The sequence below is a fragment of the Stenotrophomonas sp. 1278 genome (assembly GCF_029892765.1).
Classification (GTDB): domain Bacteria; phylum Pseudomonadota; class Gammaproteobacteria; order Xanthomonadales; family Xanthomonadaceae; genus Stenotrophomonas; species Stenotrophomonas indicatrix.
Map to the genome: position 1 here is coordinate 1 of NZ_JARXWD010000044.1, position 13860 is coordinate 13860.

General features: G+C 66.5%; 12 protein-coding genes. 11 read left to right on the forward strand and 1 reads right to left on the reverse strand.

Going from position 1 to position 13860, the window contains the following annotated elements; translation table 11 throughout:
• The first annotated feature begins 387 nt into the window (after window positions 1-387).
• The 4 genes from M2299_RS20360 (at window position 388) to M2299_RS20375 (ending at window position 4618) form a co-directional block, all read left to right on the forward strand.
• Window positions 388-639: a hypothetical protein gene (locus M2299_RS20360; RefSeq protein WP_088100959.1), complete on the forward strand. Its 252-nt coding sequence runs from the start codon at window positions 388-390 to the stop codon at window positions 637-639.
• 272 nt (window positions 640-911) lie between these two features.
• Window positions 912-2057: a lytic murein transglycosylase B gene (gene mltB / locus M2299_RS20365; RefSeq protein ID WP_033832243.1), complete on the forward strand. Its 1146-nt coding sequence runs from the start codon at window positions 912-914 to the stop codon at window positions 2055-2057.
• Window positions 2054-3298 carry a septal ring lytic transglycosylase RlpA family protein gene (locus M2299_RS20370; RefSeq protein WP_280884906.1) on the forward strand — a complete coding sequence of 415 codons (1245 nt, stop codon included), beginning with the start codon at window positions 2054-2056 and terminating at the stop codon, window positions 3296-3298. Before mltB ends, M2299_RS20370 begins: the two co-directional genes overlap by 4 nt.
• Window positions 3299-3400: 102 nt before the next feature.
• Window positions 3401-4618: a D-alanyl-D-alanine carboxypeptidase family protein gene (locus M2299_RS20375; RefSeq protein ID WP_032975369.1), complete on the forward strand. Its 1218-nt coding sequence runs from the start codon at window positions 3401-3403 to the stop codon at window positions 4616-4618.
• A gap of 204 nt (window positions 4619-4822) precedes the next feature.
• Here M2299_RS20375 and M2299_RS20380 read toward each other — a convergent pair whose 3' ends face one another.
• A complete protein-coding gene (locus M2299_RS20380) occupies window positions 4823-5896 on the reverse strand; it encodes a lipid A deacylase LpxR family protein (protein ID WP_025878706.1) in 1074 nt (357 codons plus the stop codon).
• 280 nt (window positions 5897-6176) lie between these two features.
• Here M2299_RS20380 and M2299_RS20385 point away from each other — a divergent pair, with 280 nt between their 5' ends.
• The 7 genes from M2299_RS20385 to gnd all read left to right on the forward strand — a co-directional run bounded on the left by M2299_RS20385 (window position 6177) and on the right by gnd (window position 13644).
• Window positions 6177-6455 (forward strand): YbeD family protein, encoded by a 279-nt coding sequence (locus tag M2299_RS20385; protein WP_025878705.1) that lies wholly within the window; start codon window positions 6177-6179, stop codon window positions 6453-6455.
• Window positions 6456-6511: 56 nt separating this feature from the next.
• A complete protein-coding gene (gene lipB, locus M2299_RS20390) occupies window positions 6512-7156 on the forward strand; it encodes a lipoyl(octanoyl) transferase LipB (protein WP_223483263.1) in 645 nt (214 codons plus the stop codon).
• Between the two features lie 17 nt (window positions 7157-7173).
• On the forward strand, window positions 7174-8184 hold the full coding sequence (gene lipA, locus M2299_RS20395; RefSeq protein ID WP_059065144.1) for a lipoyl synthase: 1011 nt from the start codon (window positions 7174-7176) through the stop codon (window positions 8182-8184).
• A 318-nt stretch (window positions 8185-8502) separates the two neighbouring features.
• Window positions 8503-10680, forward strand: a complete 2178-nt coding sequence (locus tag M2299_RS20400) for a carboxy terminal-processing peptidase (protein ID WP_080149826.1) — start codon at window positions 8503-8505, stop codon at window positions 10678-10680.
• Between the two features lie 174 nt (window positions 10681-10854).
• Window positions 10855-11472, forward strand: a complete 618-nt coding sequence (locus M2299_RS20405; RefSeq protein ID WP_033832021.1) for a DUF2242 domain-containing protein — start codon at window positions 10855-10857, stop codon at window positions 11470-11472.
• 17 nt (window positions 11473-11489) lie between these two features.
• Complete coding sequence (locus tag M2299_RS20410; RefSeq protein ID WP_280884908.1) at window positions 11490-12728, forward strand: hypothetical protein; 1239 nt, start codon at window positions 11490-11492, stop codon at window positions 12726-12728.
• Window positions 12729-12738: 10 nt separating this feature from the next.
• Entirely contained in the window at window positions 12739-13644 is a 906-nt protein-coding gene (gnd, locus tag M2299_RS20415; RefSeq protein ID WP_280884907.1) for a phosphogluconate dehydrogenase (NAD(+)-dependent, decarboxylating), read from the forward strand.
• Window positions 13645-13860 lie beyond the last annotated feature (216 nt).

The window sequence follows — 13860 nt, forward strand, 5'->3', positions numbered from 1 at the left end:
TGGGGGGGGGTGGCGGTCACCGTTGTGGGGGGGGGGGGGGGGGGCGCCCCGCCCCCCCCCCCCCCCCCCCCCCCCCCCCCCCCGGCCGCTGACAGGTTCCTGCAGCGTCCACCCACGCAAGAAGAAAAAAAGATCAAAAGCAAAAGCAGCATGGCCGGTTGCCCACGCTTCCTGTAGAGCCGAGCCCACGCTCGGCTCAGAGCGAAGCGACCCGCTGTTGCTCTTCGCTCTTCTTTTTTCTCTTTGCGTGGGTGGAAGCTGCAGGAACCTGTCCGTGGCCGGGTAGATGGGCTGCGCAGGGGTGTCTGCGGCATGGATGCCGCGGACAAGCCCCCAAGGATGGGTTCACGGCGTCCCCTGCGCAGCCCATCTACCCGGCCAACCCTCATGAATCGCTTTGCGCCCACCCACGAGGGGCTGCGCCGTTCGCCGACCTTCGCCGCCGATGCGCGCATGAATCTGCGCAAGCGCATTTCTGTAATCGTTCCCACAACGCCGCACAGCAGCATCGCCGCTGACGAAGTTCCATTAAAAGTGGGCGCCAATTCACATTTTGACGCCGCGTTGATCCTGATCAATGGACTTGTCGCAATCGGCCTGCACAATGGCGGCCCGTTCGGCATGGCGCGCCGTCTTTGATGCAGCGCGAGGGGCGTCGGATGGGAAAGCAGTACTGATCCAACGGGTACAGGGAGCGCGGAGCACTGCCACTGGGGAGCGGCAGCCGCGCAGGTACCGACCGGGTCCGGCGGCCGGTTGCGTCTGCGGGGATGGGGACGCAACCGGCAACCTCTGCCTGAATGGGGCAGGTCAATCACAACGTCTTCACATTTCGCGCTGAACGCGTGCAAATCGTTGTGATTCATGGTGTTAGGGGTTTTAATTCATCCATGACCTGCTAACCTGCGGTGATGATTCGACGTTCTCTGGCCTGCATGCTCACCCTCGGCCTGGTCGCCTGCGCGACCCAGCCGACGTCCCCACCGACTTCGCCACAGGCCAGCAGTACGCCGCGCCACCCGGCGGCCAAGCCCCACGGCCCTGCCGAGGCCGCGCCGGAAGCGACCGCGGCCACGGCAGCACCGGTCGATCTCACCCCGGTGCCCTTCGAGACCGCGCGCGCCAGATTCATTGCCGACACCGCCAAGCGCTACGGCCTCAAGCCCGACGAGATCCGCAACGTGCTCGACCAGGCGCAGGTGCGCCAGCCGATCATCGCCGCCATGTCGCGGCCGGCCGAACGGGTCAAGCCGTGGAACGAATACCGGCCGATGTTCATCAGCAAGGCACGCATCGATGGCGGCAAGGCGTTTCTTGCCCAGCATCGCGCCGAACTGGACCGTGTGCAGCAGCGCACCGGCGTACCGGCGGAAGTGATCGTGGCGATCATCGGCGTGGAAACCAGCTACGGCAAGAATGCCGGCAGCCATCGCGTGCTCGATGCGCTGTACACCCTGGCCTTCTATTACCCGCGCAGTGGCGACCCGGCCAAGCTGGAGCGAGAAGTGCGCCGCGAGCTGTTCTTCCGCGATGAACTGGCCAAGCTGTTCGAGCTGGGTCGCGAGGAAAAGCTGGACATCACCACGCTCAAGGGCAGCTATGCCGGTGCGATGGGCATGGGCCAGTTCATGCCCTCCAGCTACCTGGATTACGCCGTGGACGGCAATGGCGATGGTCGTCGTGACCTGTTCACCAGCTACGACGACGTGTTCTCGTCCATCGCCAACTACTTCGTGAAGAAGGGCGGCTGGGTGCGCGGCGGCCAGGTTGCCGTGCCGGCCACGCTCGCCGCCGGCCGCGAGGAGTTCAACCCGACCGAGTGGATGCCCACCTGGTCGCTGGCCGACCTGGCCCAGCGCGGCTACCAGCCCAGCGCGCCGGTGCAGCCCGGTGCCACTGCTACCCCGATCACCCTTGAAGGCAGCACCGGCAAGCAGTACTGGCTGGGCTTCCAGAACTACTACGCAATCACCCGCTACAACCTCTCGAAGATGTACGCGATGGCCGTGTTCCAGTTGTCGCAGGCCATTGCCGGACAGGAGCTGCCCCCGGCATGAACATCAGATGGCTGGTCCCTGGATTGATCGTCCTCGCGCTGGCCGCCTGCAGCAGCGCGCCGAAAAAGCCGGCGACCGCCGGCCACGGTGGCAAGCCGTCCGGCACGGTGGTGCAGGGCAAGGGCGGGCGTCCGGCGCATTGTCCGGAGGGCTCGCCGTACGCGGCGGCCACCGAGGACCTGTCCACCCGTGGCAACTACACCGCCGGTGGCCTGTACAAGCCCGGCGTGAAAGACACCACGCCCAGTTACGTGCCCAACGTGGCCTGTATTCCCGAGCCGGTGGTGACCAATGAGGATCGCTCGGCGATCGGCAACAAGTCGCCCTACGTGGTGCTGGGCAAGCAGTACAAGGTGCTCGACGACACCCGCAACTACGTTGAACGCGGCACCGCTTCGTACTACGGCGCCAAGTTCCATGGCCGCCTGACCTCCAACCGCGAGGTCTACGACATGTACCAGTTCACCGCTGCGCACAAGACCCTGCCGCTGCCCAGCTTCGCCCGCGTGACCAACCTGGACAACGGCGAATCGGTGATCGTGCGCGTCAATGATCGTGGCCCGTTCCACGATGGCCGCGTGGTCGATCTCAGTTACGCCGCCGCTGTGCGCCTGGGCATCACCCAGCGCGGTACCGGCAACGTGGAAGTGCGCGCAGTGCAGCCGGGTGAAACCAACCTGATGGCGCAGAAGCCGTCGCGCCGCGAACGCCGTGCTGCTGAAGCGGCTACGGCTACCGCTGCGGTTGCCAGCGCACGCCCCGCACCCGCCGCACGTGCGGTTGCCGACAGCGACATCGATCGACTGGTCAAGCGCCTGCCGGCCGACGCCGCGCCCGAGCGCGGCCAGCCGGCTACCACCCAGGCCGCTGTCAGCACGATGCCGGAAGTGGCGGTCAGCAGCCTGCCGCCCAGCGCACCCGCGTCGCGTCCGGCAGCGCCGGTCGTGGCCAACGCCATGCCGCGCGGCCCGGCCCCGGCCAGCAGCCCCAGCCTGTCGCAGAAGGTGGTGGGCGCGGTGATGCTGCAGGTCGCCAGCTTCTCCAACCGCGACAACGCCAACCGGGCGATGGGCCAGCTCAACGCTGCCGGCATCGTCGGTGCCACCGTCAGCGACATCGCTGCCGGTGGTCGTACCCTGTGGCGCCTGCGGGTACCCGCCAGCGACCATGCCAGCGCGGCGGAACTTGCCGGGCGCATCTCGGGTCTGGGCTTTGGCTCGCCACAGATCGTCAAGGACTGATTCCGCCCGGGCCGGTGCTGCCGGCCCTTGCCACCTCGGCCTTACAATGGCCACCTCGCCCCATCCTTCATTTTCCGGCCGTCCCCTGGAGCCTGCTGTCCCATGAATTTCCGTTCCGCCGCCACTGCCCTGGCCGCCACCCTGGTGGTGGGCCTGGCCTCCGCCCAGACGCCGCTGCCGACCCCGGCCACCCCGGCGCCTGCCGCCGCTGCTGCCCCCGCCACCGTGGCCACGCCGCCGGCGCCTGCACCCAGCGTTTCCAAGGCCTGGGTGCTGATGGACTACGCTACCGGCCAGGTGCTGGCAGGCGAGAACATCAACGAACAGCTGGCCCCGGCCAGCATCACCAAGGTGATGACGTCGTACGTGATCGCCGCCGAGGTCAAGAACGGCAAGGTCCGTCCCGATGACCAGGTGATGATGAGCGAACGCGCCTGGCGCGAAGGTGGTGCCGGCACCGACGGCAGCTACAGCGGCTTCCCGGTCAACCAGACCGCGCGCCTGGAAGACATGGAAAAGGGCATGGCGATCCAGTCCGGCAATGACGCCGCGATCGCCCTGGCCGAGCACGTGGCCGGCAGCGAAGAAGCCTTCGCTTCGCTGATGAACAGCTACGCCGCCAAGATCGGCATGAAGAACTCGCACTTCGTGAACGCCCACGGCCTGACCGCCCCGGGCCATCACAGCAGCGCCTACGACCTGGCCCTGCTGGGCCGCGCGATGGTGCGCGACTACCCGGAAACCTACGCGTACAACAAGATCAAGGAATTCCAGGTCGGCACCATCAAGCAGCCCAACCGCAATCTGCTGTTGTGGCGCGATGGCAGCGTGGACGGCATCAAGACCGGCCACACCTCCGAGGCTGGCTACTGCCTGATGAGCTCGGCCCAGCGCGGTGACCAGCGCCTGGTCGCGGTGGTGCTGGGCGGCGCGTCGGAAAAGCAGCGCGCCGATGACAGCCTGGCCCTGTTGAACTGGGGCTTCCGCTTCTTCGAGACCCACCGCCTGTACGAGCCGGGCAAGGCCGTGGCCGAGCACAAGGTATGGAAGGGCACCACCGACAAGGTGCAGCTGGGCGTGGCGCAGCCGATGCTGGTCAGCGTGCCGCGCGGTCGCTACAACGACCTGAAGCCGAGCATCGACGTGCCCAAGACCCTGGAAGCGCCGTTCACCGCTGGCCAGCAGATCGGCACCGTCAAGGTCACCCTGGATGGCAAGCTGGTGGCCGAAGCGCCGCTGGTGGCTGTGGCCGCCGTCGAGCAGGCCGGCTTCTTCAAGCGCCTGTGGGACAGCTTCTGGATGTGGTGGGAATCGGAATGATCCGCAGCCTGCTGCGGTGAATGGAAAAGGCCGGCGAATGCCGGCCTTTTTCGTAGGGTTCCGCCGGGCATGGCCCGGCGCTACCGATGATCGGGTAGCGCCGGGCCATGCCCGGCGGACACAGCCCCTCGCTTACAGCGAGCGATTCAATCCGGTGTGCCGACCAACGGTCGGCACCTACCCGCTTCACCATCAGCCCCTCGCTTACAGCGAGCGGCTGATGGTGAAGCTGCCGAACACCGGGGCTTCGCGCTGGCCATTGAACTCGCGGGTGCTGTGGTAGCGGGCTACCGCGAATTTCCAGCGGCCGCGCATCACTGCCACGCCGTAACCGCCGTAGGCGACCACGTGGCGCTTGTCCACGCTGTGGCTGTTGCGGAACGTGTTGCCGTCCAGGGTGATATCGCGGATCACCCACGCCGCATCGGTGGTGGCGAACATGTGCCACGACCAGCCACTGGGCTTGCCACCCCGGGTCGGCGCGGTGTTCTCGCCGGCCGGGCGCAGCGGGGTGCTGCCGAAATCGTCGGGCAGCTTCCAGCCGAAACGCACTTCGCCGCCGACGTTGGCCTTGGTTTCCAGGTTGCCGATCGAGCCGCCGTAATGGCTGATCGCATCCCAGCCCCAGCCGTCGGCATTGATGCTGGCATCGCCCGGCCAGCGGCGCATGCGCTCGTGGGTCAGCATGAACACCGGTTCGTTGTGCAGCTGGTTGTCCCAGCCCTGGAATTTCTCATCACCCAGCACGTCGTGCACCGCGTTCTGCACCTGCCGGCCCTGCGCCCACGGGCCCACCACGCCCAGGGTCAGCTGGGTGGTCTGCAGGTGGTCGCCGCTGCGTGCGTTGTAGCCGAAGCTGGCCACCAGCACGCCCGCATACGGGCGGTCGTCTTCGATCAGGTCCTTCCGGGTGAAATCGGTGGGGGTGAAGATGCCCTGAGCCAGGCTGAAGATCATGTTCTGCTGTTCGAACCTGCCCGGGTGCAGTGCCTCCAGGTGGCTGTTCACCCAGCGCGCCAGGCGCGGCAGGCACGGGTCGTCGGTGTAATCGACCAGATTGGGCGAGACCAGGGTCAGCTGGGCGCCGTTGGTATAGCCCTGGTCCTGGTGGCGGCCGCCGAACAGGTCGTTGTCGACGCGGAAATTGACCTGCGGCGGATGCTCGCGCATCGCGTCCGGGCCGCATTGCTCGGCTGCGTAGGCGGAAAGGGGGAGGGCGGTGGCCAGCAGGCCGGACAATCCAAAGGATGCGAGGTAGCGCATGGATGGGATGATCATCGGGAAGGGGGCTTTTGTCTGTCGTTTTATGCAACGACACGGTACTCCCGGCGCTGTGATGGAACGAGCGCGCTGGGATCACTTGTCTGTTCCGAAAACAACATTGTCTGATCGATACAATCGGTTACCGCAGGTGAAGCCGCAGCGATGGGGCAGGGGCCCTGGGATGTGGGTCGCAGCCTGAATGGATGTTCAGCTGCAACGCAGCGGCCCGCCCGCAGTGCCGCCGGCTTACATGAATACTCTTGGGTTTGTTGCCCTGCGGCCCGATAATGGGCGCATGGAAATCAAGTCCGACAACCCCGAACACGGCTTCCAGTTCCCCGGTCAGTTCGAGCTCAGCGCGATGGGCCCGGCCAACCGCGGCCTGGAGCATGAACTCCCCCGCCTGCTGCTGGCTGCTGGCGTTGACGTGGTGAACGAGCGCATCAGCTGGAAGCATTCGTCCAACGGCAAGTACGTCTCGGTGCGCCTGGTCTTCCGGGCCGAGAACCGCGATCAGTACGACGTGGCCCACCAGGCCCTGCGCGACCACCCGGAAGTGAAGTGGACGGTGTAGCCGTCAGCTGTCCTGCCGAAGCGGCTGCCCCCGAGGCGCGCCCGCCGCGCCCGGCGGTGGTCCGTGACCTGGGGCGCCAGGCCTACGAGCCGGTCTGGCACGCCATGCAGCGTTTCACCGACCAGCGCGACGATGACACGCTGGACGAGCTGTGGGTGGTCGAGCACGATCCGGTGTTCACCCTGGGCCAGGCCGGCAAGGTCGAACACGTGCTGGCGCCGGGTGAGATCCCGGTGGTCCACGTCGATCGCGGTGGCCAGGTGACCTACCACGGCCCCGGCCAGATCGTGATCTATCCGCTGCTGCGGCTGCCGCGGCTGGGCATCGGCGTGCGCGACTACGTATGCCGCATCGAGCAGGCCATCATCGACACCCTGGCGGAATGGAACATCGGTGCCGAACGGCTCGATGGCGCCCCGGGCGTCTACGTCGGCGGCGCCAAGATCGCCGCGCTCGGCATCCGCGTGCGGCGCGGCTGCACCTTCCACGGCCTGGCCTTCAACGTGGCCATGGACCTCGATCCTTTCCACCGCATCAACCCCTGTGGTTACGAGGGGTTGCAGGTGACCACGGTGCTAGACTTGGGCGGGCCGTCCGGGATGGACGCCGTCAAGCCGGTGCTGCTGGACCACCTGGCCCGCCAGTTCGGCCTGCTGCTGCAGCCCGTGCCTGAACTGCCTGATCTCTCTGCGGCCGCCTGACCGCCCCCGGAAACGCCATGACTGAAACCACTGCCCGCACCATTCCCCTGCAGATCGTGCAGGCCGAGCTTCCGTCCACCGCGCCGTTGCAGGCCGGGGTCAAGCAGATGGGTGGGGACAAGATCAACCGTTCACCGGTGCAGTTCGCCGACGTGCCGGTGCTGCGCAAGCCCTCCTGGATCCGTGTGCGCATTCCTTCGGGCAATGCCGTGCAGAACCTGAAAGCCAAGCTGCGCGAGAACCGACTGGTGACCGTGTGCGAGGAAGCCAGCTGCCCGAACATCCACGAATGCTTCGGCCACGGCACCGCCACTTTCATGATCCTGGGCGAGGTCTGCACCCGCCGCTGCTCGTTCTGCGACGTGGCACACGGCCGGCCGAAGCCGCCCGATGCCAACGAGCCGGCCAGCCTGGGCCAGACCGTGGCCGACATGGGCCTGAAGTACGTGGTGGTGACCAGCGTCGACCGCGATGACCTGCGCGATGGCGGTGCCCAGCACTTCGTCGACTGCATCACCGCCATCCGCGAGAAGTCGCCGGGCACCCGCATCGAAGTGCTGACCCCGGATTTCCGCGGCAAGGGCCGCATGGAGCGCGCGCTGGAGATCCTGGCGCAGAACCCGCCGGACGTGTTCAACCACAACATCGAAACCGTGCCGGACCTGTACCGCAACGTGCGCCCGGGTGCCGATTACCAGTGGTCGTTGAACCTGCTGAAGAACTTCAAGGCGCAGCACCCTGACGTACCGACCAAGTCGGGCATCATGCTGGGCCTGGGCGAAGACTTCGAACAGATCAAGGCCACCATGCGCGACCTGCGTGCGCACAATGTGGACATGATCACCATCGGCCAGTACCTGCAGCCGACCGCGCACCACCACCCGGTGCTGAAGTACTGGACCCCGGACGACTACAAGGCGCTGGAAGTCTACGGTTACGAGCTGGGCTTCAGCCACGTGGCCTCCGGCCCGATGGTGCGCTCGTCGTACCACGCCGACGTACAGGCCAAGGGCGCCGGCGTCCAGTAAGCGGTTGCGCGATGCGCGCTACCGCTTCCCACGGTGTGCTGCGCACACCGTGGGCCCCGGCTTACCACCACCCACACCCCCGCCGCTTCGCGGCCGCCCCCTGACTCAGGGGGCTTGCAACCCGACGGCCTCCGTAACCTGATAGACGTCACCGCAAGGTGGGCCGCTCTTCAGCCATTCACAATTTGCTACACCGGCCCCGCTAGGCTGGTTTTCCACTGGAAGTGGACGGGTGACAAACCCGGCAACTTTCGGCACTGTCGTGGTGTCTGAACACCCTGCAGTCTCCCCCTTGGCAAGGCGCCTTCGAGCACGTCAATGAAATTCAAAGCCCCCGCATTCCTGATGGCCCTGGCGCTGGTTGCGCCGTTGGCGCTGGCGGCCAAGGCCGACTCGCCGGCGTTGCCGGCGGCGGCTACCGCCGATCAGGTGACCACCTCCAAGCTGGTATACGGCCTGTTGTCCGACAGCCGCTACGCCTATCGCCCGCGTGCGCTCGATGAAGCCACCTCCAAGGATGTGTTCAAGCGCTACCTGGAGACCCTGGACGGCGGCAAGCAGTACTTCACCCAGGCCGACATCACCCGCTTCGCACCGTTCCAGGCCGGCATTGCCAATGCCATCCGCGGCGGCGAGCTGGAGCCGGCCTTCCAGGTGTTCGCGGTCTACAAGCAGCGCGTCGGCGAGCGCGTGGCCTATGCGCGCAAGCTGCTGAAGCAGGAACCGGATTTCACCACCGACGAGCGCTTCGAGTACGACCGCAAGGACGTGCCGTGGGCAGCGTCCAACGCCGAGCTCGACGAGCTGTGGCGCAAGTCGGTGAAGAATGACTGGCTGCGCCTGAAGCTGGCCGGCAAGAAGTCCGATGACATCCGCAAGACGCTGGACAAGCGTTACGCCACCCTGGAAAAGTCGGTCAACGAGCTGAAGGGCGAAGACACCTTCCAGTTCTTCATGAACGCCTACACCAGCGCGGTTGATCCGCACACCGATTACTTCACCCCGCGTACCGCCGAGAACTTCAACCAGGCGATGTCGCTGTCGCTGGAAGGCATCGGCGCGCAGCTGCAGCGCCAGGACGACGTGGTGGTGATCCGCGAGATCATCGCCGGTGGTCCGGCGGCCGTGGACGGCACGCTGAAGCCGGGTGACCGCATCGTCGGCGTCGGCCAGGGCAAGTCCGGGCTGGTGGAAGATGTGATCGGCTGGCGCATCGATGATGTCGTGGCCAAGATCCGTGGCGCCAAGGACACCCAGGTGAAGCTGGAGTTCATTCCGGCCGAAGCGGGCGTCGATGGCAAGCACCACACCCTGGTGCTGACCCGGCAGAAGGTGCGCCTGGCCGAACAGGCCGCCAAGGGCGAGACCATGACCATCCCGGCCGTCAATGGCGAGCCGGCACGCAAGGTCGGCGTGATCAAGCTGCCGACCTTCTACCAGGACTTCGAAGGCCGTCGTCGCAACGCCACCGATTACGCGTCGGCCACCCGCGATGTGGCCAAGCTGCTGGCCGGTTTCAAGGCCGACAAGCTGGACGGCGTGGTGCTGGACCTGCGCAACAACGGTGGCGGTTCGCTGGATGAGGCCATCGAGCTGACCGGTCTGTTCATCGAGCAGGGTCCGGTGGTGCAGGTGCGTGAATCCGGTGGCCGGGTCACCGTCAACAGCGACCGCAACCAGGGCGTGGCATGGGACGGTCCGCTGGCCGTGCTGATCAACCGTGGTTCGGCCTCGGCGTCGGAAATCTTTGCTGGTGCCATCCAGGACTACGGCCGCGGCCTGGTCATCGGTGAAACCAGCTTCGGCAAGGGCACGGTGCAGAACATCGTCGACCTGGACCGTTGGCCGAGCGGCGAAGCCCAGCGCTTTGGCCAGGTGAAGCTGACCATCGCCCAGTTCTTCCGCATCAGCGGCAGCAGCACCCAGCACAAGGGTGTGGTGCCGGACCTGGCGTTCCCGGCCAGCGTCGATGCCACCGAGTTCGGCGAGAGCACCTACGACAATGCCCTGCCGTGGACCCGCATCGCCGCGGTGCCGCACACCCAGTACGGCAACTTCGCGCCGCTGCTGCCGAAGCTGGAAACGCGTCACGACGCGCGCATCGCCACCGACAAGGAATTCCAGTGGTGGAACGAGGACGTGGAGCAGTTCCGTACTGAAGCGGCGAAGAAGTACGTCTCGCTGAATGAAGCGACCCGACGTGCCGAGCGCGAGCGCCAGGACACCCAGCGCAAGCAGCGCCAGATCGTGCGCAAGGAACTGGGCCTGGCCCTGGACCCGCTGGCCGATGACAGCAGTGATGACGGCCTGACCGGCAACGAGCGCGACATCGTCAAGGATGCCGCCCGCGAGAAGGCCGCCGAGAAGCGTCCGGATCCGTTGCTGCGTGAATCGGCCTCGATCCTGGCCGACGCGGTGAACCTGCTGGAGGCCGACCGTCCGCTGTCGGCGCAGGTGCTGCCGCAGTCCACCGCCGCAGGCCGCTGGGCCGACTGATTGACTGAAAAAGGGGACGGAGGGATCAAGTCGTTAGTGGCACAAACGACTTGATCCTTCCGTCCTCTTTTTGCATGAACCGGGTACAACGGTGGGGGACGGGCCCGGTGTTTTCGACCCGGCGCACACGGGCAGGGGGCTACCCTCGGGGATAACGTATTCGCAGGAGTACCCATGCGGGCCTCCCTTCTTTCTGCTTCCCTGCTGGCTGCCACCAGTGCCTTGGCATTGACCGCCTGTGGCGGTCGTGCCGCGGACAGCAGCCTGTTGCGGGAGTCCTTCGACTCCGGCGATACCTTCTCGCGCACCGTCGATGGCCGTCCGGCCGAAGCCTGCGAAGCAGCCCGGCGCACGCTGCTCAGCCAGGGTTATGCCATCGCACGCTCGGACGATGCGCAGGTGGAAGGCAACAAGAACTTCCAGCCGCGCGAGGACGACCATGAGCAGCTGGTACTGCGTATCTCGTGCGCGCCGCGTGGCAGTCAGGCGTTGGTGTTCGTCAGCGCCGTGCAGGACCGCTATGCACTGAAGAAGAGCCCGACCTCGGCCAGTGTGGGCGTGGGCGCGCTGGGCTCGGTGTCGCTGCCGTTCGGCAGCAATGACGACTCACTGGTGAAAGTGGCCAGCAGCACGATCACCGATGCCGAGTTCTATCGGCGCTTCTTCCAGCGCCTGCAGCAGTACCTGCCAGCGGCAGCGAAGCCAGAGCCGCAACCGCAACCGGCCGCGTCGCCGCAGCCTCCTGCCGGGCCTGAGCCCGAACCAGCGCCGGCAGCAACGGACCAGGGCTGAGCGTGCGCGGCAGGGTGATCGCGTGGGCCCTGCTGCTGGGCTGGCCCCTGAGCACGCTGGCCGCTACGGCCGAGTGCAGCCAAGGCCTGCTGCAGCGGCTGGGATGGCGCTTTGAAACCGCAGCGATCAGCGCACCACAGGTACAGGGTGGGCCGGTGTGTACGCGTGCCTCGCTGGCCGAGGCGCAGGCGGCCGGTGATCTGCGCGTGCGCTGGCCGGGAACGCTGGCCGCGGCCGACCGGCAGGCCCTGTTGCAGCAGTTGCTGGATGACCCGGCCACGGTCTGTGCCTACGCCTTTGAACTGGGCGCTGCCGTGCAACGCGCTACGCAGGCACTGCAGGACAATGAATCCTTCCGCTTCACCGGTGTGCAGCTGGGCTGGATAGGCTTTGGCGCACGCGGTGCTCCGGCACAGGGATGGCAGCGGGTGCGCAGCTTCGGTCGTGGCTATGTGCCTGCCGCCAGCAACAGCCGCGCACTGGATGCGTTCTATACGGGCCACGTTCGCGCCGAGTGCGGCGTCGGCCGCCAGGTCGCGCAGCTGGCCACGCAGCGCGAGCTGTACGGCGATGCCGCCTTCGATGCGGAATTCGCGCCCGCCGAACTGTCCATCGGCACGTTCCTTGGCCTGCACGACACCGACAGCATCCTGCTGGGCGCGCAGGCCGGCCAGTTCATGGCCGACGGCAAGGCCGTGCGCACGTCGGCGATGGGGCGGCAGGCCTTTGTCGGGTTGCCGGGCTTCATCGAACACGTCTTCGACAAAGGCACCTTGGACGATCTGAGCAACCAGGCGGAGAACTTCGTCGTGGTGGAGGTGGGCGAAGGCGCGGCGCAGGCACTGGCGGAGCACGGTGGCCTGGCCTGGTATGACCAGCGCAACCGTGCCCTGTGGCAGCTGGCGCAGGGCATTCCGCGTGTCGGCCAACGCTATTTCGAGCGGTTGCTGTACGAACGCGATCCAGCGCTGCGTGCGCAGCTGGCCCCGCGCTATCGTGACGTCGTGCAGCAGATGGACCAGTTGCTGGACGATCCGTTCTACCAGCAGTTCGTGATCTACGCGCACCCACGCGGTATACGTCCTGTCGGCTACCACATCATCCGCCTGCTCGACCGGAATCCGCGTACGCCGTTTTCCATCGACCTGGCGTTGCACAATCTGCATACCACGCTCTACCGGCGTTGGCGCGAGGCGCAGTTGCGCCACTGCGCAGCCACCGGCAGGCCAGGCAGCCTGACCCTAGACCCCAACTGAAGGTGAAACAATGGATATTGCAATGATCGGCCTCGGCCGGATGGGCGCCAACATGGCCCAGCGCCTGCACCGCGGTGGCCACCGCGTTGTCGGCTACGACCCGGGCGAGGGCGCCCGCCAGCGCGCCGCCGAGGCCGGCCTGGAGGTGGTTGATTCGCTGGCCGCCGCAGTGACCGCGCTGCCGGTGCCGCGCGTGGTGTGGCTGATGGTGCCCGCCGGCGATACCGTGGACCAGACGCTGGGCCAGTTGACCCCGCACCTGGCCGAAGGTGACATCGTCATCGACGGTGGCAACTCCAACTACCAGGACTCGATCCGTCGCGCCAAGGCGCTGGCCGAAGATGACCTGGGCTACGTGGACTGTGGCACCAGCGGCGGCGTGTGGGGCCTGCAGGAAGGCTACAGCCTGATGGTGGGTGGCGATGCAGCGGTGGTCGAACAGATCGCACCGCTGCTGCGCACGCTGGCACCGGCCGAGGACCGCGGCTGGGCGCGCGTGGGCCCGTCCGGCGCAGGCCACTTCACCAAGATGGTCCACAACGGCATCGAGTACGGAATGATGCAGGCCTACGCCGAAGGCTTCGCGTTGATGGAGCGCAAGCAGGAGATGGAACTGGACCTGGCGCAGGTGGCCGAGGTCTGGCGCCACGGCAGCGTGGTGCGTTCGTGGCTGTTGGACCTCAGCACCGAAGCACTCAAGCGCAATCCCGCGCTGGATGGCATCGCACCGTACGTGGAAGATTCCGGTGAAGGCCGCTGGACCGTCGCCGAAGCGATCGCGCTGGACGTACCGGCCCCGGTGATCACCCTGTCGCTGCTCGAACGCCTGCGTTCGCGCGAATCCAATTCGTTCACCGACCGCCTGCTGTCAGCGATGCGCAATGAATTCGGCGGCCACGCCATCAAGAAGTCGTAAGCACCGGTTTTATGTAGATCCACGCATGGCGTGGATCTACTGTGTCGACCAAGGTCGACACCCACCAAGAGCAGGCCATGCCGTGTCGACCAAGGTCGACACCCCCAAGAGCAGCGGACAACTGTCGAAGGCGGGGTGGGTCCGGTTGCGGGGGTGTCCGCGGCATGGATGCCGCGGCCAAGCCCCCAGGGATGGGTTTACGGCGTCCCCCGCAAC

What these genes read in the sequence shown, in the direction of transcription:
- M2299_RS20360 (WP_088100959.1), top strand. Translation starts at nt 388, where the DNA reads ATGAATCGCTTTGCGCCCACCCACGAGGGGCTGCGCCGTTCGCCGACC.
- mltB (WP_033832243.1), top strand. Translation starts at nt 912, where the DNA reads ATGATTCGACGTTCTCTGGCCTGCATGCTCACCCTCGGCCTGGTCGCC.
- M2299_RS20370 (WP_280884906.1), top strand. Translation starts at nt 2,054, where the DNA reads ATGAACATCAGATGGCTGGTCCCTGGATTGATCGTCCTCGCGCTGGCC.
- M2299_RS20375 (WP_032975369.1), top strand. Translation starts at nt 3,401, where the DNA reads ATGAATTTCCGTTCCGCCGCCACTGCCCTGGCCGCCACCCTGGTGGTG.
- M2299_RS20380 (WP_025878706.1), bottom strand. Translation starts at nt 5,896, where the DNA reads ATGATCATCCCATCCATGCGCTACCTCGCATCCTTTGGATTGTCCGGC.
- M2299_RS20385 (WP_025878705.1), top strand. Translation starts at nt 6,177, where the DNA reads ATGGAAATCAAGTCCGACAACCCCGAACACGGCTTCCAGTTCCCCGGT.
- lipA (WP_059065144.1), top strand. Translation starts at nt 7,174, where the DNA reads ATGACTGAAACCACTGCCCGCACCATTCCCCTGCAGATCGTGCAGGCC.
- M2299_RS20400 (WP_080149826.1), top strand. Translation starts at nt 8,503, where the DNA reads ATGAAATTCAAAGCCCCCGCATTCCTGATGGCCCTGGCGCTGGTTGCG.
- M2299_RS20405 (WP_033832021.1), top strand. Translation starts at nt 10,855, where the DNA reads ATGCGGGCCTCCCTTCTTTCTGCTTCCCTGCTGGCTGCCACCAGTGCC.
- gnd (WP_280884907.1), top strand. Translation starts at nt 12,739, where the DNA reads ATGGATATTGCAATGATCGGCCTCGGCCGGATGGGCGCCAACATGGCC.